Annotated in this window: 19 protein-coding genes; 11 read left to right on the forward strand and 8 right to left on the reverse strand. The window is 61.4% G+C overall.

What is annotated here, in order from left to right; all coding sequences use genetic code 11:
• The first annotated feature begins 92 nt into the window (after positions 1-92).
• On the forward strand, positions 93-1547 hold the full coding sequence (nadE, locus tag BUB04_RS19545) for an NAD(+) synthase (protein WP_218588336.1): 1455 nt from the start codon (positions 93-95) through the stop codon (positions 1545-1547).
• 57 nt (positions 1548-1604) lie between these two features.
• On the opposite strand, the gene BUB04_RS00550 is transcribed toward nadE, so the two are convergent.
• Complete coding sequence (locus BUB04_RS00550) at positions 1605-2801, reverse strand: exo-beta-N-acetylmuramidase NamZ family protein (protein WP_073035928.1); 1197 nt, start codon at positions 2799-2801, stop codon at positions 1605-1607.
• The gene (locus BUB04_RS00555) at positions 2798-3199 is read right to left on the reverse strand and encodes a DnaJ family domain-containing protein (RefSeq protein WP_073035929.1); all 402 of its coding nucleotides are present in this window, start codon (positions 3197-3199) and stop codon (positions 2798-2800) included. Before BUB04_RS00555 ends, BUB04_RS00550 begins: the two co-directional genes overlap by 4 nt.
• Here BUB04_RS00555 and BUB04_RS00560 point away from each other — a divergent pair.
• Positions 3198-3926 carry a Rossmann-fold NAD(P)-binding domain-containing protein gene (locus BUB04_RS00560; RefSeq protein ID WP_073035931.1) on the forward strand — a complete coding sequence of 243 codons (729 nt, stop codon included), beginning with the start codon at positions 3198-3200 and terminating at the stop codon, positions 3924-3926. The two genes, BUB04_RS00555 and BUB04_RS00560, sit on opposite strands and share 2 nt — an antisense overlap.
• Here the strand turns inward: BUB04_RS00560 and BUB04_RS00565 are convergent.
• A complete protein-coding gene (locus BUB04_RS00565) occupies positions 3878-4594 on the reverse strand; it encodes a MazG family protein (protein WP_073035933.1) in 717 nt (238 codons plus the stop codon). The genes BUB04_RS00560 and BUB04_RS00565 overlap by 49 nt on opposite strands.
• 32 nt (positions 4595-4626) lie before the next feature.
• Positions 4627-5160 carry a CvpA family protein gene (locus BUB04_RS00570; protein WP_073035936.1) on the reverse strand — a complete coding sequence of 178 codons (534 nt, stop codon included), beginning with the start codon at positions 5158-5160 and terminating at the stop codon, positions 4627-4629.
• 196 nt (positions 5161-5356) lie between these two features.
• Here BUB04_RS00570 and BUB04_RS00575 point away from each other — a divergent pair, with 196 nt between their 5' ends.
• The 7 genes from BUB04_RS00575 (at position 5357) to tsaE (ending at position 13089) form a co-directional block, all read left to right on the forward strand.
• Positions 5357-6355 (forward strand): PhoH family protein, encoded by a 999-nt coding sequence (locus BUB04_RS00575; RefSeq protein WP_245795088.1) that lies wholly within the window; start codon positions 5357-5359, stop codon positions 6353-6355.
• A 20-nt stretch (positions 6356-6375) separates the two neighbouring features.
• Positions 6376-8871, forward strand: coding sequence for an HD family phosphohydrolase (locus BUB04_RS00580; RefSeq protein ID WP_073035938.1), 2496 nt, complete (start codon positions 6376-6378; stop codon positions 8869-8871).
• Positions 8825-9268, forward strand: coding sequence for an rRNA maturation RNase YbeY (gene ybeY / locus BUB04_RS00585; protein WP_084075799.1), 444 nt, complete (start codon positions 8825-8827; stop codon positions 9266-9268). Before BUB04_RS00580 ends, ybeY begins: the two co-directional genes overlap by 47 nt.
• Positions 9269-9271: 3 nt before the next feature.
• Positions 9272-10006, forward strand: a complete 735-nt coding sequence (locus BUB04_RS00590; protein WP_073035940.1) for a pyridoxine 5'-phosphate synthase — start codon at positions 9272-9274, stop codon at positions 10004-10006.
• The gene (gene acpS, locus BUB04_RS00595; protein ID WP_073035942.1) at positions 9988-10461 is read left to right on the forward strand and encodes a holo-ACP synthase; all 474 of its coding nucleotides are present in this window, start codon (positions 9988-9990) and stop codon (positions 10459-10461) included. The genes BUB04_RS00590 and acpS overlap by 19 nt, the downstream gene beginning before the upstream one ends.
• Positions 10430-12034 (forward strand): bifunctional ADP-dependent NAD(P)H-hydrate dehydratase/NAD(P)H-hydrate epimerase, encoded by a 1605-nt coding sequence (locus BUB04_RS00600; protein WP_073035945.1) that lies wholly within the window; start codon positions 10430-10432, stop codon positions 12032-12034. The genes acpS and BUB04_RS00600 overlap by 32 nt, the downstream gene beginning before the upstream one ends.
• A gap of 581 nt (positions 12035-12615) precedes the next feature.
• Entirely contained in the window at positions 12616-13089 is a 474-nt protein-coding gene (gene tsaE, locus BUB04_RS00605) for a tRNA (adenosine(37)-N6)-threonylcarbamoyltransferase complex ATPase subunit type 1 TsaE (RefSeq protein WP_073035947.1), read from the forward strand.
• Positions 13090-13156: 67 nt separating this feature from the next.
• On the opposite strand, the gene BUB04_RS00610 is transcribed toward tsaE, so the two are convergent.
• On the reverse strand, positions 13157-14659 hold the full coding sequence (locus BUB04_RS00610) for a B12-binding domain-containing radical SAM protein (protein WP_073035949.1): 1503 nt from the start codon (positions 14657-14659) through the stop codon (positions 13157-13159).
• A gap of 288 nt (positions 14660-14947) precedes the next feature.
• On the opposite strand from BUB04_RS00610, the gene BUB04_RS00615 reads away from it, so the two are divergent.
• Positions 14948-15505, forward strand: a complete 558-nt coding sequence (locus BUB04_RS00615) for a glycine cleavage system transcriptional repressor (protein ID WP_073035951.1) — start codon at positions 14948-14950, stop codon at positions 15503-15505.
• Positions 15506-15583: 78 nt separating this feature from the next.
• Complete coding sequence (locus tag BUB04_RS00620; RefSeq protein ID WP_073035953.1) at positions 15584-16957, forward strand: PFL family protein; 1374 nt, start codon at positions 15584-15586, stop codon at positions 16955-16957.
• Positions 16958-17455: 498 nt separating this feature from the next.
• On the opposite strand, the gene cimA is transcribed toward BUB04_RS00620, so the two are convergent.
• From cimA to BUB04_RS00635, 3 genes are all read right to left on the reverse strand, one after another.
• Entirely contained in the window at positions 17456-19054 is a 1599-nt protein-coding gene (gene cimA / locus BUB04_RS00625; protein ID WP_073035955.1) for a citramalate synthase, read from the reverse strand.
• Positions 19055-19118: 64 nt separating this feature from the next.
• A complete protein-coding gene (locus BUB04_RS00630) occupies positions 19119-20165 on the reverse strand; it encodes an HD-GYP domain-containing protein (RefSeq protein WP_178371856.1) in 1047 nt (348 codons plus the stop codon).
• A 138-nt stretch (positions 20166-20303) separates the two neighbouring features.
• Complete coding sequence (locus tag BUB04_RS00635) at positions 20304-20873, reverse strand: GAF domain-containing protein (protein WP_073035959.1); 570 nt, start codon at positions 20871-20873, stop codon at positions 20304-20306.
• Between the last annotated feature and the right edge of the window lie 38 nt (positions 20874-20911).

Raw genomic sequence — 20911 nt, forward strand, 5'->3', positions numbered from 1 at the left:
CGGCCCCGCAGCCGCGCCGGGACGCGCGTCTGTCCGGCAGGTTCCCCGAAGGGCCCGTCCAGCGGCCTGCGGAAACGGGAAGAGAAGAGAGGATGATAGTCAACGAACAAGATGCCCTGGAACACGCAGCAACCCTTTCGCAGTGGATCGCCGCCCGGGTTCGAGAAGCCGGGGCCCGAGGGGTTGTGATCGGCATCAGCGGCGGCATCGATTCGGCCGTGTGCGCCGCCTTGGCCCACAAGGCCCTCGGCGAAAACGCTTTGGGCCTGTTGCTCCCCTGCCACAGCAGCCCGGTGGATCGCCGCGATGCCCACCGGGTGGTGCAGCATTTAGGCCTGACCTTCGAAGAAATCGATTTGAGCCCCGCCTTCGATGCCCTCGCGGGTATCCTTGGGCCTGCCGATCCGAAGCTCTACGGAAATCTCAAGGCCCGCCTTCGCATGGCGGCTCTCTATCACCGGGCGGCGTCGCTCCGTTACCTGGTGCTGGGCACCAGCAACCGAAGCGAGTGGAAAGTCGGCTATTTTACCAAGCACGCAGACGGGGCCGCCGACCTGCAACCCGTCCTCCATCTCCTCAAGTGCGAAGTCCGCACGCTCGCCGAGGCCCTGGGCCTTCCCCGCGAGATCATCGATCGCCCCCCCTCTGCGGGGCTCTGGGAAGGGCAAACGGACGAAGGAGAGCTGGGCTTCACCTACGATCAGCTGGACGCCTACCTGCAGGGGCACACCGGCAAAATGGACCCCAGCGTTCAAGAAAGGATCCGGGCCCTGCAGAAGGCCACCGCCCACAAGCGCAGGCCGCCCCTGCGCTTTCTGGAACCCCCTTCAAGCCCCATGGCGGCGCCCCCTGCGGGGGACTCCACGGCCGCCGACAAGAGCGTGGAGGCCCTCACCCTCATCAGCAAGGCCATCACCTCCGAACATTACCTGGAAGACATCCTCCGTCTGATTGTCATGGTCACCGCGGAAGTCATGAATTCCAGCGTCTGCAGCCTCTGGCTCCTGGATGAACCGTCCCAGGAGCTGCGTCTGCGGGCCACGCAGGCCATCAATCCCGAATACGTCAAGGACAGAACCCTCAAGGTGGGTGAAGGCGTGGTGGGCAAGGTCGTGGTGGACAACAAACCCTACGTGGCGGTGGATGTTCTCAAGGATCCTTACTATAAGGAAAAGGAGCTGGCTCGGGACCTGGGCCTGGTGTCCATGGTGAGCATGCCCATGCGGGTCAAGGACCGGGTCATCGGTGTCATCAACTGTTATACGTCCTTCGAACATCGTTTTACGGACCTGGAGATGAACGTCCTGACGGCCGTGGCCAATCAGGCCGCCGTGGCCATCGAGAACACCGAGCTATTGGTCCAGACCCGGGTCATTCAGGAGGAACTGGAAAAGCGCAAGATCATCGAGCGGGCCAAGGACCTCCTCATGGATCGCCTGCACCTGTCCGGCGAAGAAGCCTATCGGTGGCTCCAGAAAAAGAGCATGGACACGCGCCGTTCCATGAGAGAAGTGGCCGAAGCCGTTTTGCTGACCTTGGAGAATTGAGCTCCGAGGGCAAACCCGGTCCGCTCCCACACGAGCCGACGACCGTGCCCGGCGCGTTCATGAATAGAGGAGGAGGGACTCCCGGGAGGATTGGTATCTTTTCAGTGCTTCCGCCCACCGGGCTTCCAGCCGATCCAGCCCCTCTCCGTCTTCCAAGGCCTTGCGGATCTCCGCATCTCCGATCAGGATATCGATGGGAAGATGCTCGTACTCGTATTCATACGGGGGCGGCAGCCATCGGAACCGATCCGGATAAGCCTTGAGAAACGAACGGAGGAGCGCAAGACCGAAGCAGTAGGGTCGGAAGCGAGCGGGATCGGTCACCACCAGGTGGAATCCCCGGCAAAGCTCTCCGGCCCATTTGTCGAAGGTGGGTTCAAAGCTCACCGGCCTGAGCACCACCCCGTCGAGCGCCCGGGGATCCAGATGACCCGCCAGCTTTTCCGGATCCACGAAAGGGGCCCCGAAGAGCAGAAACGGCAGGGTGGTCCCGCGCCCTTCACTCACATTAGTCCCCTCCAGAAGCACCATGCCGGGATAGACCAGCGCGGTTTCCCAAGAAGGCATGTTGGGGGATGGAAAGATCCAAGGCCGCCCTGTGGCTGGCCACAGTTTCTCCCGGCGCCACCCGGCAACGTGCACCACTTCCACCAGCTCCGGCCTTTCCAGGGACCGGGCCACCCAAAGGGCCAGCTCGCCCAGCGTGAGGCCGTGCCGCATGGGAATCGGATAGCGTCCCACGAAGGACCGAAGCTCCTCGCGCACCGGGTTTCCTTCCACAAACGCCCCGCCGATGGGATTGGGACGGTCCAGGACCACCACGGGAATTCCTGCGTCGGCGGCCGCCTCCACGCACAGTCCGACAGTGGTGCCGTAGGTGTAGACGCGGGTGCCCACGTCCTGAAGGTCGACCAGAAGCACGTCGACGCGTTCCAACATGGCCGGAGTCGGCCGGCGCACTTCGCCGTACAGGCTGAAGACGGGAACGCCGGTGCGCGGGTACACCCCATGATCCGATTCGATCATGTTCGCCTGCTTTTCCGCATGGAACCCGTGCTGGGGCGAAAAGACGGCCGTCACCCGCGCTCCCGCCTCCACAAGGGCATCCACCACGTTCTGCAGCGTTCGAGTAACCGATGCCTGGTTGGCCAGAACGCCGACTCGTTTGGTGAAAAGCCAGGAAGGCGGATCCGACAGGAAAACATCGCAGCCGAAAAGGCAGGAATCATCCGAATCAAGCTGTTCCGTCATCATTCTTCCGTCTTCTTGTTCCCGCCGGAGATCTTCTCCAACACCTTGGGGTAGTACCTCTGGTGCTCTTCCAGCAAAGGCGACACCCGGCGCATCATGTTGAGCTTCATGATGAGGTAATTCAGCTTTTTCATTTGACGGTATTTCTGCTGTGTGTCTTTTATGCCCTCAAGGAGCTCTTCCGTCGTCTGGATGTCCTTTCGCAGCTGAAGCTCCGGGGGCAGACAGTCGGCGTTCTTGAGGATCTTGTACGCGATGCGCAGATCCGGAGGCAGGTGGCTGTCATCTTCCAGGTGGAGCGGCTGACCCTTGCCGGGAAGATTGTCGAACTCGCCCCGTGCCATGGCTTCCTGGATCTTCTGCTCGGCCAGTTTCTCGAAAACGGTGAAGATGTTGCTCATGGGATTTCCTCCCGTCCAACCGAACACCATCGTCATTTTGGGCGCGGGGCGCTTCGGGCGCCTCGCCGCCAAGCGGCTCCCCGTGCGTTATCCCCAAGCTTCCCTGATCATCGTGGATCGGGACGCCGCCCGCCTGGAGAATCTCCAAGGAACGCCCCCGGCGGAAAAGGTCGAACAGGACGCCTTGGCCTTCCTGGAAAGCCTCGAGCCGACCAAGGACCTGTGGATCGTCCCCGCGATCCCTGTTCATGTGGCTTGGCAATGGATCCTTTGTCGGCTCCAGAGGATCGGATCCGCCCACCCCCTGCCCGTCCCGGTGGAACTGGATCACCACGTCCCGCACCCGCTGCGCACCCCCACGGGAACCCTCTACGCCAGCTTCGCCGATTTTCGCTGCCCGGACAACTGTCCGGAGCCCGACAAGATCTGCACCTTCACCGGCAAGCCCCGGCAGGGCATTTTGCACCAGCACCTGGCCCGGCTCAGCGCCCCCGGCCACCGGATCCACGTGCTGCGCAGCCGGCAGATGGCTCCCGGAGTCGGCGGGTACACATTGGATCAAATGCAGGAGATTCTTCGGGCCGTCAAGGCCCATCCCGGCGCCCACATCCTGGCCACCAGCTGTTCTTGCCATGCCGTTCTGGACGGGCTGGCCTGGTACGGAAAAGGGGTCTCGATTCAGGAATCCGGGCCCCCCGCCATGGAGGATTCCAGGGCATCCAAATAGGCGTGCAGGCTGTCTTCCGGTCGCTGTCCCAGCGCCCGGGCCAGGCACACGGTGCGGTAGAGCAGGGTTCCCAGCAACGCCCGGCTTTGGTCGGGATCACGCAAATCCGTTCGCCCCAGGCCGTTTACGCATGCACGGATCCCTTGCACGGCGTCTTCCAGCGAGGCGGAAACCGCCCCTCCGTCTTCCTGACGGGCCCGGATTCGGTAGGCTCGGGCCAGCGCCGGCAATGTTTTTGGAATGCCCAGCCCTTGGCGCTTTCCCCCCTTTTCCCTCTCCTTGATCTTTTCCCAGTTGGAACGCACGTCCTTGGCCGACTTTACCCGCACATCCCCGAACACGTGGGGGTGTCTACGGATCATCTTTTCGCAGATGGCCCGGCAAACGTCTTCCAGCGAAAAAGATTCCTCTTCTTCGTAGAGGTGCACGAGGAAAAGAACCATGAACAGCAGGTCCCCCAGTTCCTCCGCCACATCTTCCTTGGTTCCGGAACGGATGGCGGCGGCCGCTTCGTGAGCCTCCTCCACCAGATAGGTCTGGACCGTCTCCGGAGTCTGCTTCCGATCCCAGGGGCACCCGTTTTCTCCTCTCAGTCGATCGATGATCTCCCAGATGCGACCAACGCCGTCCCAGCGATTCGCGCTCTGGGAGGACTTGTCCTCCGACATTTGTACGCCTTCCATGGATGGTTTCATTCCTTTCACGCTTCCCGTCTGTCCGCCCAGTATTCGTAGAGCTTTTTGCGTTTCCGCTCGAACTTCTCTTCCAGGCTTTTGGGCGTGGCCTTCACGGCCAACCGGGCGGCCTGCTGAACGTAAGGAGCCAGTCTGGATTCCCTGAGAAGGGGGCTTTCGTAAGGGAGAAAGAAGGTCAGGAAGGAGACGATCAAAACAGCCGCCACCAAGCCTTTGGCAAGCCCCAGAGCCCCCCCGAAAGCCCGGTCCACCCACCCGGCGGGGCCCTGCTGCACCAGGCGCGACAACCAGGCACCGGTCAGTCCCAGGACGATCCAGGTGAGGACGAACAACAACACGAAAGCCACCATCACCGGCTGGGGAAGAGATGGAACGGCCTGGGCGATCTTTGCACCCACGGCCCCGCAATAATAGCCGGCAAGGTAAAAGCCTCCCAAAACCCCCACAATCCCGAACACCTGGGACACGGCGCCGCGCCACAAACCGCGCACGACGCACAAGATCCCGATGATCGTCAGCACCCAGTCCAAGCCGTTCATCCGCCTGTTCCTTTCTCAAACAGAAACTCGCCTTCCCGGCTCCCGCCACCATAGAGTATTTTGCCGTCGGCGATCAACGGCTTTGCCTTGCCTGCAAGCCGTGCCTATTGTCAGACGCCTCGGGGAGTGTTATCTGTGGCTTGCTTCGGCATGGGGCCATCGTTTCCCAAGTCCACAAAGAAAGGAAGACCGCCTGTTGGCAGCGAAAACCGGCACCGATCAGCCCTGGACGCACACGAAGGTCTTTGAAGATCCCCAGGTCCTGCAGGTTCTGGTGGGGGAACGCAACGCTCACCTGAAGATCATCGAAAAGCAACTGGACCTTCGACTCCACCTGCGCGGCACCCAGATCACCCTCTCCGGGGACCGCGCCCACGTGGAGCTGGCCGACCGGCTCCTGGACGAACTCGCCGGGCTGGTCCACAAAGGCTACCCTCTCTATGCCAACGACGTTCTCTACGGCATCCGCATCCTCAGTGAGAACATCAACCGGAAGCTCCACGAGATCTTCCTGGACAAGGTCTTTGTCACCTCCAGCAAGAGGGTGATCACACCCAAGAGCATCAAGCAGAAGGAATACATCGAAGCGATCCGGACCCACGACATCGTCTTCGGGATCGGGCCCGCCGGCACCGGAAAGACCTACCTGGCCATGGCCATGGCGGTGGCGGCGCTCAGCGCGGACCAGGTACGGCGCATCATCCTGGTGCGGCCCGCGGTGGAAGCCGGTGAAAAGCTGGGCTTTCTGCCGGGGGACCTGGCGGAGAAGGTCAATCCCTACCTGAGGCCGCTCTACGATGCACTTCATGACATGATGGACTTCGAAAAGGCGTCGCGGCTTCTGGCTCGGGGAACCATCGAAGTGGCACCTCTGGCGTTCATGAGGGGACGCACCTTGAACGAGGCCTTCGTTATTCTGGACGAGGCCCAGAACACCACCAGCGAACAGATGAAGATGTTCCTCACCCGTTTGGGCCTCGGCTCCAAGGCCGTGATCACCGGGGATGTGACCCAGATCGACCTGCCCGACAACAAGCCCTCGGGTCTCGTGGAAGCCATGGAGCTGCTCCAGGGCATCCGCGGTCTCCGCTTCGTCTTCTTTTCCAATGTGGATGTGGTCCGACATCGCCTGGTCCAGGACATCATCGAGGCCTATGAATCGGCGGAAGGTCGAAGCGTTAAGCCGGAAGCCTGAAAGACCGGAGCCGAGGGACCATGGAAAAAGAGAAGAAACCGGAAGCGAGACGACGGAAGCCGGAGGGCTTGGAGACGCCCAAGCCTCCGCGCAGGTGGGGGGCGGACCCGCATCATGCGAAAGTCCTCCTGCTCGTCGCCTTTTCTTTCCTCGCGGCCCTTCTCATCACCCCCTCCTTTCTTACCCGCACACCCGCCTACCAGCCGGGGGACGTGGCGGTCCGCAACGTCAAGGCGGACCGGGACTTTCTCCTTCCGGACGAGGAGGCCACAGCCCGCAAGAGAGAAGCCGCCAGGCGAGGGGCGCCGCTGGTCTTCGATCTACATGAAAAGGCCTACGAGACGGTTTCGGTGCGGCTTTCCAAAGCCTTCGCCCTCATGCGCCGGCAGATCCACGAGGCACAAAGGGCCCTCACCATGGGGCTGGCCCCGGACCGGTGGGAAGAACTGCACTCCCAAGGCCGGATCCCTTCGACCGAATCAGGAAAACCTCCGGCCGTTCCGGACAGACAGACCTTTCAAACGACCCTTGGGGTTTCCGTGCGCGATGAGGACTTTTCCATATTGGCCGAGCACCGCTTTTCACCGGAGCTGGAGAAGAACCTTCTGCGTTGGATTCGGGAATCCCTCGCCCAGGGGATTCTCGCCAGCCAGGCCCCTCCCGAGGTGGAGGCGGAAAGACGGTTCAAGCTGAAGACAGGTCCCATCGTCATTCGCAAGATCCCTTCCCTGCAAGAGTTCCGTGTCGCCTCCATTGAGCGGTTCCCGGATGTGGAGGGTGCGCGGCGGGATCTGGTCCAGCGGATTCGCAAGGAAGAACCCGATCCGGAGCTGGCCCGGTCCCTGGCTTCCCTGGCGGGATCTTTTCTGGAGCCCACCCTGTTTTACAACCCGCTGGAGACGGCGGCCTTTGAGGACGCCGCCACGGAAGCGGTCAAGCCGGTGTACATCCAGATCAAGAAGAACGAAATGCTCATCCGCGAAGGACAACGGCTGCACCCCGAGGACGTGAGGAGGCTCCAGGCTTACGCAGACAGCAGTCCCAAGCAGGACGGCGTCCTGGCCTTCGTCGGAATCCTCTTGTTTTTGTGCCTTTTCCTTGGGGTGGTGGGGCATGTGGTGGATGCCAGGGTGCCGTCCGTCCGGCTGGACGTGAAAGATTACCTGTTTCTGGCGACCATCCTGCTCATCATCGTGGCCCTCGGCAGGTGCGCCGATTGGATCAACGCCTCCATGGGATCCAGCCTGGCCTATCTGGACAAGAGGAGCCTTCTTTACGCCCTGCCCATGGCCGCCGGAGCCATGCTGTCGAGCATCTTTTTCGGGATCACCACCGCTGTCTTCTTTTCCTTTGCGCTGGCCGTGTTCGTGGGGCTTTTGTGTGGTACGGATTTTCACATCTTCACCTACACCCTGATCGGCTCCCTGGTGGGAAGCTACGGGGTGAACCCGTGCCGGAACCGCCTGGTGCCCATCAAGGCCGGCCTGCTCACCGGGCTGGCCAACGTGACGGTGCTCATCCTCATCGCCCTTTTCCAGGAAAGTCCGTCCACGCCCGCGCTCTTCACCAATTCCTTCCTGGCCTTCCTCAGCGGCATCATCGCCGGTGTGCTGGCCACCGGCTTCACGCCGCTGGCGGAGCTCTTATGCGGCTACACCACCGACATTCGGCTTCTGGAACTGGCCAGCATGGATCAGCCCCTTTTGCAGGAGCTGATGATTCAGGCCCCCGGCACCTACCATCACAGCCTGATCGTCGGGAACATGGTGGAAGCGGCCGCCAAGTCCATCGGCGCCAACAGCCTCCTGGCCAAGGTGGCGGGCTATTACCACGACATCGGCAAGATCAAGAAACCGCTCTATTTCATCGAAAACCAGCTGGATGGAGAGAACCGCCACGAAAAACTGGCCCCGTCCATGAGCAGCCTCATCCTCATCTCCCACGTCAAGGAAGGCGTGGAACTGGCCAAGAAACATCGGCTCGGCCGGCCCATCATGGAGATCATCAGCCAGCACCACGGAAAGAGCCTCATTTCTTATTTCTACCAAAAGGCCCTGGACGCCCGCGAAAAGGCGCAGAACACCAAGGGTGCCGAGCTGCCCCCCATCGATATCGAGGACTACCGATACCCCGGCCCCAAGCCTCAGACCAAGGAAGCGGGCCTGGTGATGCTGGCGGACGTGGTGGAGGCCGCCTGCAGGTCCCTGACGGAACCCACCGCGGCTCGGATCCAAGGCCTGGTGAACCGGTTGATCAACAACGCCTTCATCGACGGCCAGCTGGATGAATGCGAACTCACCCTCAAGGACCTGCATCAGATCGCCAAGCACTTCAACCAGATCCTGGCCACAGTGCATCACAAACGCATCGAATACCCCGGCCAGCCCGGGCAAACCGGCAAAGGAAAGACCCATGGCGGAGATTCAAATCAGCGTGAGTCCAAGCCGGACAAGGATAAACCGGCGGCGAATGGAACAGGCGGCCGAGCGGATCTTAAGCGCCTTGGGCTGCAGTGACGCCGAGTTGAGCCTCGCCGTTGTGGACGATGAGACCATCCGGGAATTGAACTCCCAATACCGGGGTGTGGACGAACCCACCGATGTGCTTTCCTTCCCCATGGGCGAAGGGGAATTCGGGGACGTCGCTCCGCAGATGCTGGGAGACGTGGTTTTGTCTGTGGAAACGGCGGGGGCCATGGCGGACGAACACAACCTGTCCCTGGAGGCCGTGCTGGACCTGCTGCTCATCCACGGCGTCCTTCATCTGGTCGGCTACGACCACACCGACCCGGAAGAGGCCCGCGAAATGGACCGCAAAACCCTGGAGCTTTTGGCGCTCTTGGGGCACGATCCCGGCGGGTTTGCGTGGTATGAGACTTCGTCCCCTTATGGGAAACGGGAAAAGGAGGATTAGGAAGTGGCACGGGTAGCCATCAATGTGGATCACGTGGCGACGGTGAGACAGGCGAGGCTGGCCCCCGAGCCCGATCCTGTAACGGCGGCGGCGCTGGTGGAACTGGCAGGAGCTCACGGCGTGGTGGTGCATCTACGGGAAGACAGGCGCCACATCCAGGACCGGGACGTGGAGATCCTTCGCAAGACGGTCAAAACGCGTCTCAATCTGGAAATGGCCGCAACCCAGGAAATGATTCAAATCGCCCTGCGCATCAAGCCGGACATCGTCACCTTGGTTCCCGAAAAACGACAGGAACTGACCACCGAGGGCGGCTTGGACGTGGTCCTCTATGAAGACAATCTGCGCGAAGTCATCAAGGTGCTCCATCAGGGGGGAATTCCGGTCAGCCTCTTCATCAACCCGGATCCCAAACAGATCAAGACGGCCCACAAGATCGAAGCGGACTGTGTGGAGATTCACACCGGTCCCTTTGCGGAGGCCGCCACCTATATCCGCCGGCAGGAAGAGTTCGAGCGGGTGGAAAACGCCGCCAAACTGGCCGCCAAGCTGGGCCTCGCCGTCCATGCGGGACACGGCGTGGACTACCGGAACATTCTGTGGCTTCGAAACATCCGGGAAATCGAGGAATTCAGCATCGGCCATGCGGTCATCGCCCGGGCCGTTCTGGTGGGACTGGAAAGGGCCGTTCGGGAGATGATCGCCCTGGTGACCGGATCATGGCAGTCTATGGTATAGGGATCGATCTGGTGCGGGTGGATCGCATCGGGGCGGGCCTTCAGCGTTGGGGGGCCCGGTTCCTGGACCGCCTGTTCACCCCGCAGGAGCAGCAGGCGTGCAGCGCCAAGGCCGCACAGGTGCCGTGCTTGGCCATGCGGTTCGCCGCCAAAGAGGCCTTTGCCAAGGCCCTGGGCACGGGCATCCGGGCCCCTCTGCACTGGCGGGACATGGAAGTGAGAAACGACGCCGCCGGAAGACCCTACGTGGTCCTTTCCCAACGGGCTCGCCGATTCGTGGAAGAACGCGGCGTTCGATCGTGGCACGTGAGCCTCACCGACGACGGCCTTTACGGCGCGGCGGTGGTGGTCCTGGAAGGCGATCCGACGGACAGCAGCCGAACATCCGATCCCCACGTCACGGACGGTGAGGAGGCCGAACACCATGCTCCTGGCAACCGCCTCGGAAATGGCTGAACTGGATCGAAAGACCATTGAAGAGATCGGCATCCCGGGAATTGTCCTGATGGAAAATGCGGCGCGCGGCGCCGCAGCCTTTTTCGAAGCCGTGATCCCCGACCTGGCCCGTCGGCACATCGTCGTGCTGGCCGGTTCGGGAAACAACGCCGGAGACGGATTCGCCCTGGCGAGGATCTTCCATGGCAAAGGGGCTCCGGTGCGCGTGGTGTGTCTGCGCCCCGCCCATCGACTGAAGGGCGACGCCCTGATCAACTACAACATCCTCCATCGTCTGGGGATTCCCGTCTATCACTGGGACGAAAGGGAAGACTTCGCCCTGCAGTTCGCCCACGTGCAGAAGGCCGACGTGATCCTGGATGCCCTTCTGGGAACCGGCCTCCAAAGCGAGGTGCGGGGACTCTACCGAGAGGTGATCGACGCGGTCAATGCCCTCGGCAAACCCGTCCTTTCGGTGGATGTTCCCTCGGGTCTGCATGCCGGAACCGGACGAGTGTTGGGCACCGCCATCAAGGCCACGGCCACGGCCACCTTCGGCCTTCTCAAGGTCGGGCACGTGATGGGTGAGGGCCCCGCCCGGTCGGGACGCGTTCAGGTGGTGGACATCGGCATTCCACCCGCCGTGACGGCATCCAGCGGGATCCAAAGGTGGCTCCTGGACCGGGGGCTGTGCTCGTCCTGGATATCTCCAAGGCCGGCGGACACCCACAAGGGTCGCGCGGGGCACTTGTGCGTCCTTTCCGGGTCCGCGGGCAAGACGGGGGCGGCCGCCTTGGTGTGTGAAGGCGCGTTGCGGGTGGGGGCCGGACTGGTCACCCTTTTTGTGCCGCGCTCCCTCAACCCCGTGATGGAGGTGAAGCTCACGGAAGCCATGACCCTCCCCGTGGAGGAAACGGAAGCGCAAAGCGTATCGCTTGCAGCTCGCGAGACCATCTTGGAGTTCTTGGCCGATAAGGAAGCACTGGCGGCGGGCCCCGGCATTTCCCTCCACGAGGGAACCCAGGCCCTTCTGAAAGAGCTGGTGGAAAAGAGCCCCGTTCCCCTCGTCCTGGACGCAGACGCACTGACCATCCTCGCCCGCGATCCCGCTCCGCTCCAAAACGCATCCTCGCCGGTGATCGTGACTCCCCATCCGGGCGAGATGGCACGGCTCGCCGGACTTTCGGTCCCCCAGGTCCAGAAGAACCGTCTCGATGTGGCCGCGGAATTCAGCCGCCGACACAACGTGATCGTGGTCCTGAAGGGCCATGGCACCCTGGTGGCTGCCCCCGACGGCCGACTGGCGGTGAACACTACGGGAACCCCCGCCATGGCCAGCGGAGGCATGGGAGATGTCCTCACGGGGATGATCGCAGGCCTGGTGGTTCAAGGGCTGGAGCCGTTCCGAGCGGCCTGCCTGGGCGTTTACCTCCATGGGCTGGCCGCCGAAGAGGCCTCCGGAAACGCCACGTCCCGCGGGCTCATCGCAACGGATCTTCTACCCGTGATCCCCCGACTGATCGGAAGACTGGAAACGGAGGATCCTGGATCATCGCACCTGCAGGCTGACGATGACCCACACCAGAGGAGGTGACTAGGAGCCTGGCCGAGAAGACTGGGACCTTGTCCGAGAAGGGGCACCCTTCATCCATCGACAAGGGACCCGACCTCTTTCGTAGCCGAGGGGCTTCAGCCCCGCGGGCAAGGGCCATCGTAACCCCTTGAAGCGAGTGGAGCCCATCCCGGATGGCCCGTCCGACAACCGACGGCTCTTCCGCAGCCCTAAAGGGCTGCGCTATACCTGAATTGGACGATTCTTTCTCATGGACAGGTTCTGAAGGGCGGGCGTAAAGCCCGCCCCTACAAAAGGGCACGGATCCATTGGGTAGGGGCGGGGTTTATCCCCGCCCGCTAATCACGCGGTGTAAAAGACACCCGAAGAAAAAATCGCTCAGTTTAGGCTATAAAAAAACGGACATCCCTGACGTTCTCGGGCAAGGTCCTTGGACCATGGGAGAGACTTGGGCCTTGCCGGTGCAGGCGGCGTTGCACACTGCAAACAGGCGTCATGCCTGGACGAATCATGTTTCGCCCCGACCTCCCGGTCCAGGTGCGAAGCCCCGGCCGGACGGGCATAGCGGAACCCAAAAGCTTTGGAGCAACTCAAAGGACATCATGAAGGAATTGACGATCACCACGGATTGTCCGGAAGCCAGCCGTACCTTGGGCCGGGCCATCGGGGAGCGCCTCCGGGCCGGGGACGTGGTGGCTTTGTGGGGAGAACTGGGAGCCGGGAAGACCTTCCTCACAGGAGGCATCGCCCAAGGCCTGGGCGTTCCCGAAGAGATTCCGGTGACGAGCCCCACCTTCACGATCATCAATGAATACGAGGGTCGAGTCCGCCTCTATCACCTGGACCTCTACCGCATTGGAGATGTGGACGAACTGGAGACGCTTCCGTGGCGAGAGGCTCTCTTCGGAAGCGGGGCCGCCGTGGTGGAATGGCCCGAAAGGCTGGGGGGCTATCTTCCCGACGAGCGGGTGGACATCCACATCGAAATCCGGGACGTCACCGCCCGAAGCTTCCGTCTTGTCTTCGGGACCAAAAGCCTGGAAGAGCGCTTCGGTGATTTAGACAAGACCCTGTAGGGGCGGGGGTTATCCCCGCCCGCAGGGAGCGCCATGACAGAGAAACCCGATCAAAGGCTCCCACCGATTATGTTCCGCTCTCTTCGGAGGATCCGGACCAGAAAAGTTTTCGAAAATGATAACCGTAGACCAGCATGGTCACCACATCCGCCAGCGACTTCCGGTAGTGAAAAAGCGCGTCCTTCATTGCCTTCCAGTAACAGGCTCTGGCTTCCTTGCTATCCCGAACCCCCAGATACCACAGGGTGCGCAGGAGTGTGACCAGATCGTTCTTTTCCAGAACCGCCTTGGCGCGGGGCTGATAGCTTTCCAAAAAGGCCTTGATCCGCTCGTAATACATCTGGGGGGAATAGATGGTGTCCATGACCCACCGGTATCCCTCCAGGATCTTCTCTCTGTCCATCTTGGGCACGAAATTGAGGGTTCCCTCGGTGCTGGTGTTGTCTCCGCTGGCCTTGAATAGCAGGCGCCCCTCCCGTTCCAGCCTCTTGTAGAGCCGGGTCTCGGGCACCGCCGTCAAAAGCCCGATCATGGCCGTGACCACGCCGGTGGATTGCACGAATTGGACCTGTCGTTGAAAGATGTCGGGCGGATCACTGTCAAATCCGATAATAAAACCGCCCATCACGGCCAATCCGTGATTCTGGATGATGCGCACCGACTCATCCAGGCTGCGGCGCAGGTTCTGGACCTTGCCGCATTCCTTGAGGCTCTCCGGTTCCGGAGTCTCCAGGCCCAGAAAGACCTTGTTGAATCCGGCCCGAACCATGAGATCCATGAGTTCGGGATCGTCGGCCAAGTCCACGGAAGCCTCCGTATAGAAGCTGAATTTCCGCCCCATCCGTTCCTGCCACCGGATGATCTCCTCCAGCACCTCCTTCACCCGGCTTTTGTTGCCTATGAAGTTGTCGTCCACGATGAAGACCGAGCCTCGCCACTTGCGGCGATGGAGCGCTTCCAGTTCGAGGATCATCTGTTCCGGCGACTTGGTCCGGGGCCGACGGCCGTTCAGCACGATGATGTCGCAGAATTCGCAATTGTAAGGGCATCCCCGGGAATACTGGACGGCCATGCTGGCGTACTGATTGAGCCGAATAAGATCCCAATGGGGCAGCGGCGTGGAATCCAACGGCGGATGAAGATCGGAACGGTAGATCCTTCGGGCCGTTCCAGCTTCCAGATCTTGCAGAAACTCCGGGATGATCGCTTCTCCCTCGCCGATGACCAGGTGGTCCACTTCGGGGAAATCCTGCGCGTACCCATAGAAAAGGGGCCCCCCTCCCACCACCGGAACGCCCAGAGCCTTGCAGCGAGCCACCACCTCTTGAGTGGACTTGCGCTGAGCGATCATGGCGCTCACAAAGACGTAATCGGCCCATCGGATCAGGCGGTCCTCCAAAGGTTGCACGTTCATGTCCACCAGCCGCCGCTCCCAGTGCGCGGGCAAAAGCGCCGAGACGGTAAGAAGCCCCAGTGGGGGGAAGGCGGCCTTCCGGCCCGCCAACTTGAGCGCGTGTCTGAAACTCCAGAAGGTCTCGCTGACTTGGGGATAGACCAGCAGAATTTTCATGGCTCACCCCTCCTCCCGTTGGACGGCTTGTGATCCTGGATCGAACGCAATGGATTTCTTCATCAAATGGTCGCACATTATTTATCAATTAGACACAATAAGACCCGTAAAGTCGAGTGACAACTTTGTTCCGATGCCAAAGTAGGCATTGACTTGCGGAGCGCTCGGCGATAGCGTCGGTATCCCCGATTAGGCGAGGGTGCGCGCCCTCGCCGGTCGCCTTGGTTAGGTGGGGAACGGTGGGGAACCATATCGACTAGAGTCTCCAGTGACGGGAGAAAGCACTTCATGAATTCCGACAAGGTCGTCATCTGCGTTCTGGGTTCGGACCGGCCGGGCATCGTGGCTTCCGTTTCCAAGGTTTTGTACGAAAACCGATGCAATATTGAAGACGTGAGCCAAACCATCCTGCAATCCGTTTTTGCGGGCGTTTTCATCGCCGGCATCCCCGAAGAGATTTCCCTGGAAACCTTGCATGAAAGGCTGCAAGAACGGCTCGCCCCTTTGGGCCTCGCTGCCTTGGTGCGCCCCGTGAGTCCGCAGCCTGTTTACGAGCCTCCGCCGCGCGAGCCGTTTGTGGTCATCACCATCGGTCCGGACCGCGTCGGGCTGGTGGCGGGGATCACGGAAGTCATGGCCCGGTTCGGTGTGAACATCACCAATCTTCGGGCCGCCTTCCGCGGAGGGACGGATCCCCACCGGAACGTGATGATCTACGAGGTGGACATTCCTTTGGAAATAGATCAGAAGGCTTTCAAAAAGGCTCTGCGGGACCGTGCCGAGGAACTGGGGCTGGATCTCAGCCTGCAGCACCGGGACATCTTTCAGGCCATTCACCGCATTTAAAGGGGTGGGGGTTTTCCCTCCGCCCATTAGGACCGGCTTGCCTGCCGGATATCTTGAGAACGGGAGAAGACCGAAGCCATGTTATCCGATCGCGAGATCCTTTCCACACTGGAGATGCTCCGAAACGAACACCTGGACGTGCGCACCGTCACGCTGGGAGTGAGCCTCTTCGACTGCGCGGCCCAGGACGTGGAATCCTTCTGCCGCAAGGCTCACCGCAAGATCCTCTCGCTGGCGGAACGGCTGGTGGACACCTGCAATGAGGTGGGGGAAAAATACGGCATACCCGTGGTGAACAAGCGCATCGCCGTGAGTCCCATCGCCGTGGCGGCGGCCCCCTTCGACAGCCGAGAGATGGTTGCCGTGGCGCACACGCTGGATCAGGCCGCCAAGGAAGCGGGGGTGGACTTTATCGGCGGATTCAGCGCCTTGGTGGAGAAAGGATTTACCACGGGGGATCTCTCTCTCATTGAAGCCATCCCCGAGGCGTTGGCCCAAACGGAACGGGTCTGCGCCTCCATCAACGTGGCCAGCACCCGGGCGGGCATCAACATGGACGCGGTCTATTTGATGGGGCAGACGATCAAGGAGGCCGCCGCCAAGACCTCCCACGCTGACGGAATCGCGTGCGCCAAGCTCTGCGTCTTTGCCAACATCCCCCAGGACATTCCTTTCATGGCCGGTGCCTATCTGGGCGTGGGGGAACCGGACGCCGTGATCAATGTGGGCGTGAGCGGCCCCGGCGTGGTGAAAAAGGCCATCGACAGGGCTCGGAGCACCCAGCCCTCTCTGGACTTGGGCCAATTGGCGGACATCATCAAGCGCACGGCCTTTAAAGTGACCAGTGTGGGCGAGCTCATCGGCCGGGAGGTGGCCCGCAGGCTCGACATCCCGTTCGGGGTGGTGGACCTGAGTCTGGCGCCCACGCCCAACGTGGGCGACAGCGTGGGAGAGATCTTCCAGAGCCTGGGGCTCAGGAGCATCGGGGTTCCCGGCTCCACGGCTCTTTTGGCCCTGCTCAACGATGCGGTGAAGAAGGGCGGCGCCTTTGCCAGCAGCTACGTGGGCGGGCTTTCCGGCGCCTTCATTCCCGTAAGCGAAGACCTGAACATCGCACAAGCCGCCGCGGAAGGGTTCCTGAGCCTGGAAAAACTGGAAGCCATGACGAGTGTCTGTTCGGTGGGCTTGGACATGGTGGCCCTGCCCGGCGACGTATCGTCGGAAACGTTGGCGGCGATCATCGCCGATGAGATGGCCATCGGGGTCATCAACAAGAAGACCACCGCCACCCGGTTGATCCCCGTACCGGGCAAGAAGGCGGGCGAAAAGGCCCATTTCGGGGGCCTTCTGGGAGAGGCCGTCATCATGCCCGCACCCAAGGGCGACCTGTCCTCGGGCTTTATCAAGCTGGGAGGGCGCATCCCCGCTCCGACCCAGAGTTTGATCAACTAGTGCCTGTCCGATAAGGCCAGGGATGACCGGTTTCCTCGCAACGCAGCCCTTCAGGGCTGCGGAAGGGCCCCGAACGTCGGTGAGGCCAGCGGGTCTGCCTGCCGCTTCACGGGATCACGATGACCCTTCTCCGCGGGGCTGAAGCCCCGCGCCTCTAAACGGAGAGGAAATCCCCCGGCATTTTGAAGCCGAAAGCCGTCATCGGGAATCCCTTTGCCGAACAGGAGGATTCCTTCCCATGGCGCGATTTTGGCGGGCGGGCGTAAAGCCCGCCCCTACGCAGCAGGTTCCTCCGCCTTCGTAGGGCGCGGTTTATCCCCACCCGCTAATCTCACAACGGCAAAAAATCACCCGAGCTTTCCGTGATCTTGCCCTCGGTAGTCTCACAGGGGCGGTTCGCGAACCGTCCCTACATCCCACCCGCGTTCTCGGCCAGCCTCTCCCCGGCAACGGCCATGATGATCGCCGTCTCGGCAGGAAGGTTGCACCCGCCCGCCGCTATGTATCCTTGCGGCTTTCGCCTTTCTCCTTTTCGCTCATGTACATTTTGTAATTGATGCTGTCCACCAGGGCCTGCCAGCTGGCCTCCAGGATATCATGGGAAACGCCCACCGTTCCCCAGTGTTCCTTGCCGTCGTAGGATTCGATGAGCACCCGGACCTTGGAGGCCGTGCCTTCCTTGCCGGGCAGCACCCGCACCTTGTAATCGCTCAGTTCCACGCCCTTGAGTTCCGGATAGAATTTTTCCAGCGCCTTTCTCAAGGCGTTGTCCAGGGCGTTGACCGGACCGTGTCCCAGGGCGGCCGTATGCTCTTCCTGCCCTCCCACGCGCACCCGAATCGTGGCCTCGGAGACGGGTTCCTCCTCCTCGCTGAGCTTCTGATCCACCACCCGGAAGCCGATGAGTTCAAAATAGCGCTTGGACCGTCCCATGGCCCGGTTGATGAGGAGTTCGAAACTGGCTTCCGCCGCCTCGAACTGGTAGCCCTGGTACTCCAGTTCCTTGATCTGCTTGAGCACCTCCAGGGCCACCGGGTCCGTGGAGGAAAGGGAAATGCCGTACTCGTCGGCCTTGTAGCGCACCGCCGCCTTGCCGGACACTTCCGAGATGAGAAAGCGACGACGGTTGCCCACCAGCTCGGGATCGATGTGTTCATAGGTGGCCGGGTTGCGCTCCACCGCGGCAATGTGTACGCCTCCCTTGTGGGCGAAGGCGCTCCGGCCCACGTAGGGCTGGTACCGGTTGGGAGGCATGTTGGCCAACTCCAGGATGAACCGGCTGACCGCCCTCAGTTTCTTGAGCTTGTCGGGTTCCAGGCAGGGCACGTTCATCTTGAGGCACAGGTTGGGAATGATGGAGCACAGGTTGGCGTTCCCACACCGTTCCCCCACCCCGTTGAAGGTCCCCTGCACCTGCACGGCGCCCATCTCCACGGCCTTCAACGAATTGGCCACGGCCAGGTCCGAATCGTTGTGGGCATGGATGCCCAAAGGAACGCCGGGGAAGCGTTCCCGAACCGCCCGCATGGCTTCCTCGATGAAGGACGGCAGGTTGCCTCCGTTGGTGTCGCACAAAATGAGGCATTCAGCTCCGCCCTCCACGGCCTTTTCCAGCGTCGTCAGGGCATACTCCGGATCGGCCCGAAACCCGTCGAAGAAGTGCTCCGCGTCATAAAAGAGCGTTTCCACATGGGGTCTCAGGTAGGCCAGGCTGTCGCGTATGAGTTCCAAGTTGCGCTCCAGGCTGATCTTGAGAGCGTCCTTCACATGGATCGTCCAGCTCTTCCCGAAAAGGGTGATGACCCGGGTTTTGGCGTCCAAAAGAGAACGCAGGTTTGCGTCCTTTTCCGGCCGGGTGCCGGGATGGTGGGTGGAACCGAAGGCGGCGATCCGGGCATGTTTCAATTCGTAGTTCCGAATCTCCTCGAAAAAGCCTTGATCCTTGGGATTGGATCCCGGCCATCCCCCCTCGATGTAGTCAATGCCCAGGTCGTCCAGTTTGAGGGCCACCCGGATCTTGTCCGGCAAGGACAAGCTGAAGTCCTCCGCCTGGGTTCCATCGCGCAACGTGGTGTCGTAGATACTCACACGCCTCATAACGCACCTGCCCCTCCTGACTGTGGTGAAAAAAAACGCCGGCGACGGCGCGTACCGGCTAGGGTCATGAACCAAGGAATTGAATGAATTTATACAGAATGTGGTGATCGAAGGAAAGCCTCATCTCATTCTGCATGAGCTTCAAGGCCCTGTAGGGGGAGGTGCGAAGCCGGTAGGGGCGGTCCGTGGTGATGGCATCGAAACAGTCCACCACGTGGATCACGCGGGCATAGGGATGGATGTCGGTCCCTTTGAGTCCGTGGGGATAGCCCGTCCCGTCCATGGACTCGTGGTGGGACAGGACGCCTTCCAGTTGATTGGCGTTCATCCACCCCATCTTTTTCAGATGTTCGTGGGCCTGTAGGGGGTGCCGGCGGATGTGGGCAAACTCCTCGCGCGTGAGAGAGCCCGGCTTGTGGAGAATCCGGGGATCCACCCAGGCTTTCCCCATGTCGTGGTAAAGGGCGGCCACGCCTGCATCCCGAACATCCTGGTTCCGCCACGCCATGGCCCTGCACACGGCCATCACCAGCAAGGACACTTGCACGCTATGCAGGTAGGCTTGATAGTTTTTCGAGAAGAGACGATAGAGAACCGCCGCTCCAGGTGACTTTTGGAACAGGAACCTGGCCGTCGCATCCGCCCACCAGGCCGCCGCCTCGAAGGTGTCCGGGTGGTGAGGATCCTCGAAGATGCCCTCGGCCAAGAAGGCGCCGTACGCCCGAAGCATGGCCGCCTGATCTTGCATGCCCAGCCACGAGTCCTCCAAAGCGGCCTCCACGACCTCCTTGAAGTACTCGTCTATGGCCTCCAGATCTCCCTCCTCAGCGTATAGGACGGTGATCTGCTCGTCCAGAAGTCTCAGGCGCCAATCTTCGGAAAAAAGCTGGCCCGGGTCCAGGACCTTCACGAAATTGGGAAGTTCTTCTCCCTGAACGAGAACAGGAACGTAGAGGGCACACGGAACAGGATATTCGGAAAAGAGGTATTCCAATCGGAACGGCACGTATCCGAGCTCCCGCAGGTTCAGTTCCTTCGGGAGAGAACGGGCTTCGGCCTTACGAAAGTCGAAGTCGTCCGAAGCTTGCCCCGCGGCTGTCTTTACGGCCATGGCCCTCACCTTTCCCATAAGCCCGTCGATGGGAATGCCCCAGAGACCCTACTTTTTGATTTCGGACGATTCGCACAATATCTTGAATTTTTTGTCCTTTCAATGTGCTATGTCGACCATTCCGCTGGGAATTGAAACTCAGAGGCTCCGCCGGTAGCCCACGAACCGAAAAACGTCCGCCATGACCTCCTCGTAGTCCTTCTTGAGCCGTTCGTACATCCGGGCGTTTTCGATGGCGATGGCCCCAAGCTCCCCCAGTGCTTCCACGAATCGGATCTCATCCTCGTCGAAATCCCTGGGCTCGGCCGTGTAGAGGCGCAACACGCCGATGATCCTCCCCTTCACCGCCAGGGGGACGGAACAGATGCCCGAGATCCCCTCGGCCTTGGCCGCCTCCCCGTACTGGGCCCTGGGGTCGGTGGCGGCGTCTCGAATCACCACGGTCTTTCCTTCCATGGCCTCGGCGATGCTCTGATCCGCATCCACGGGGCCCTTGTGCACATAGGCTTCGCTCAACCCGTGGGACGCCACCAGCTCCAGCGTCCTTTTCTTGGGATCCAGCAAGCGAACCGCGCACGCCTTCACGTCCAGCACCTGGGGCAGGGTTTGGACGAGAAGATCCAGCACCTCCCCCACGTCCAGGGTGGCGCTCACGGCCCGCACCACCTGCCGGAAAGCGTTGAGATAGCTCCTTTCCTTTTCCGTCATGACCCCCCTCCTTTCCACCCGGTCGGGATGTTTTCCGA

It is taken from the genome of Desulfacinum infernum DSM 9756, from assembly GCF_900129305.1.
Classification (GTDB): Bacteria; Desulfobacterota; Syntrophobacteria; order Syntrophobacterales; family DSM-9756; genus Desulfacinum; species Desulfacinum infernum.

Coding starts and splice junctions, on each gene's coding strand:
- BUB04_RS00615 (WP_073035951.1), top strand. CDS start 14,948: ATGAATTCCGACAAGGTCGTCATCTGCGTTCTGGGTTCGGACCGGCCG.
- BUB04_RS00570 (WP_073035936.1), bottom strand. CDS start 5,160: ATGAACGGCTTGGACTGGGTGCTGACGATCATCGGGATCTTGTGCGTC.
- BUB04_RS00580 (WP_073035938.1), top strand. CDS start 6,376: ATGGAAAAAGAGAAGAAACCGGAAGCGAGACGACGGAAGCCGGAGGGC.
- BUB04_RS00600 (WP_073035945.1), top strand. CDS start 10,430: ATGCTCCTGGCAACCGCCTCGGAAATGGCTGAACTGGATCGAAAGACC.
- BUB04_RS00550 (WP_073035928.1), bottom strand. CDS start 2,801: ATGATGACGGAACAGCTTGATTCGGATGATTCCTGCCTTTTCGGCTGC.
- BUB04_RS00630 (WP_178371856.1), bottom strand. CDS start 20,165: ATGGCCGTAAAGACAGCCGCGGGGCAAGCTTCGGACGACTTCGACTTT.
- BUB04_RS00635 (WP_073035959.1), bottom strand. CDS start 20,873: ATGACGGAAAAGGAAAGGAGCTATCTCAACGCTTTCCGGCAGGTGGTG.
- BUB04_RS00555 (WP_073035929.1), bottom strand. CDS start 3,199: ATGAGCAACATCTTCACCGTTTTCGAGAAACTGGCCGAGCAGAAGATC.
- tsaE (WP_073035947.1), top strand. CDS start 12,616: ATGAAGGAATTGACGATCACCACGGATTGTCCGGAAGCCAGCCGTACC.
- ybeY (WP_084075799.1), top strand. CDS start 8,825: ATGGAACAGGCGGCCGAGCGGATCTTAAGCGCCTTGGGCTGCAGTGAC.
- BUB04_RS00560 (WP_073035931.1), top strand. CDS start 3,198: ATGGGATTTCCTCCCGTCCAACCGAACACCATCGTCATTTTGGGCGCG.
- acpS (WP_073035942.1), top strand. CDS start 9,988: ATGGCAGTCTATGGTATAGGGATCGATCTGGTGCGGGTGGATCGCATC.
- cimA (WP_073035955.1), bottom strand. CDS start 19,054: ATGAGGCGTGTGAGTATCTACGACACCACGTTGCGCGATGGAACCCAG.
- nadE (WP_218588336.1), top strand. CDS start 93: ATGATAGTCAACGAACAAGATGCCCTGGAACACGCAGCAACCCTTTCG.
- BUB04_RS00610 (WP_073035949.1), bottom strand. CDS start 14,659: ATGAAAATTCTGCTGGTCTATCCCCAAGTCAGCGAGACCTTCTGGAGT.
- BUB04_RS00565 (WP_073035933.1), bottom strand. CDS start 4,594: ATGTCGGAGGACAAGTCCTCCCAGAGCGCGAATCGCTGGGACGGCGTT.
- BUB04_RS00620 (WP_073035953.1), top strand. CDS start 15,584: ATGTTATCCGATCGCGAGATCCTTTCCACACTGGAGATGCTCCGAAAC.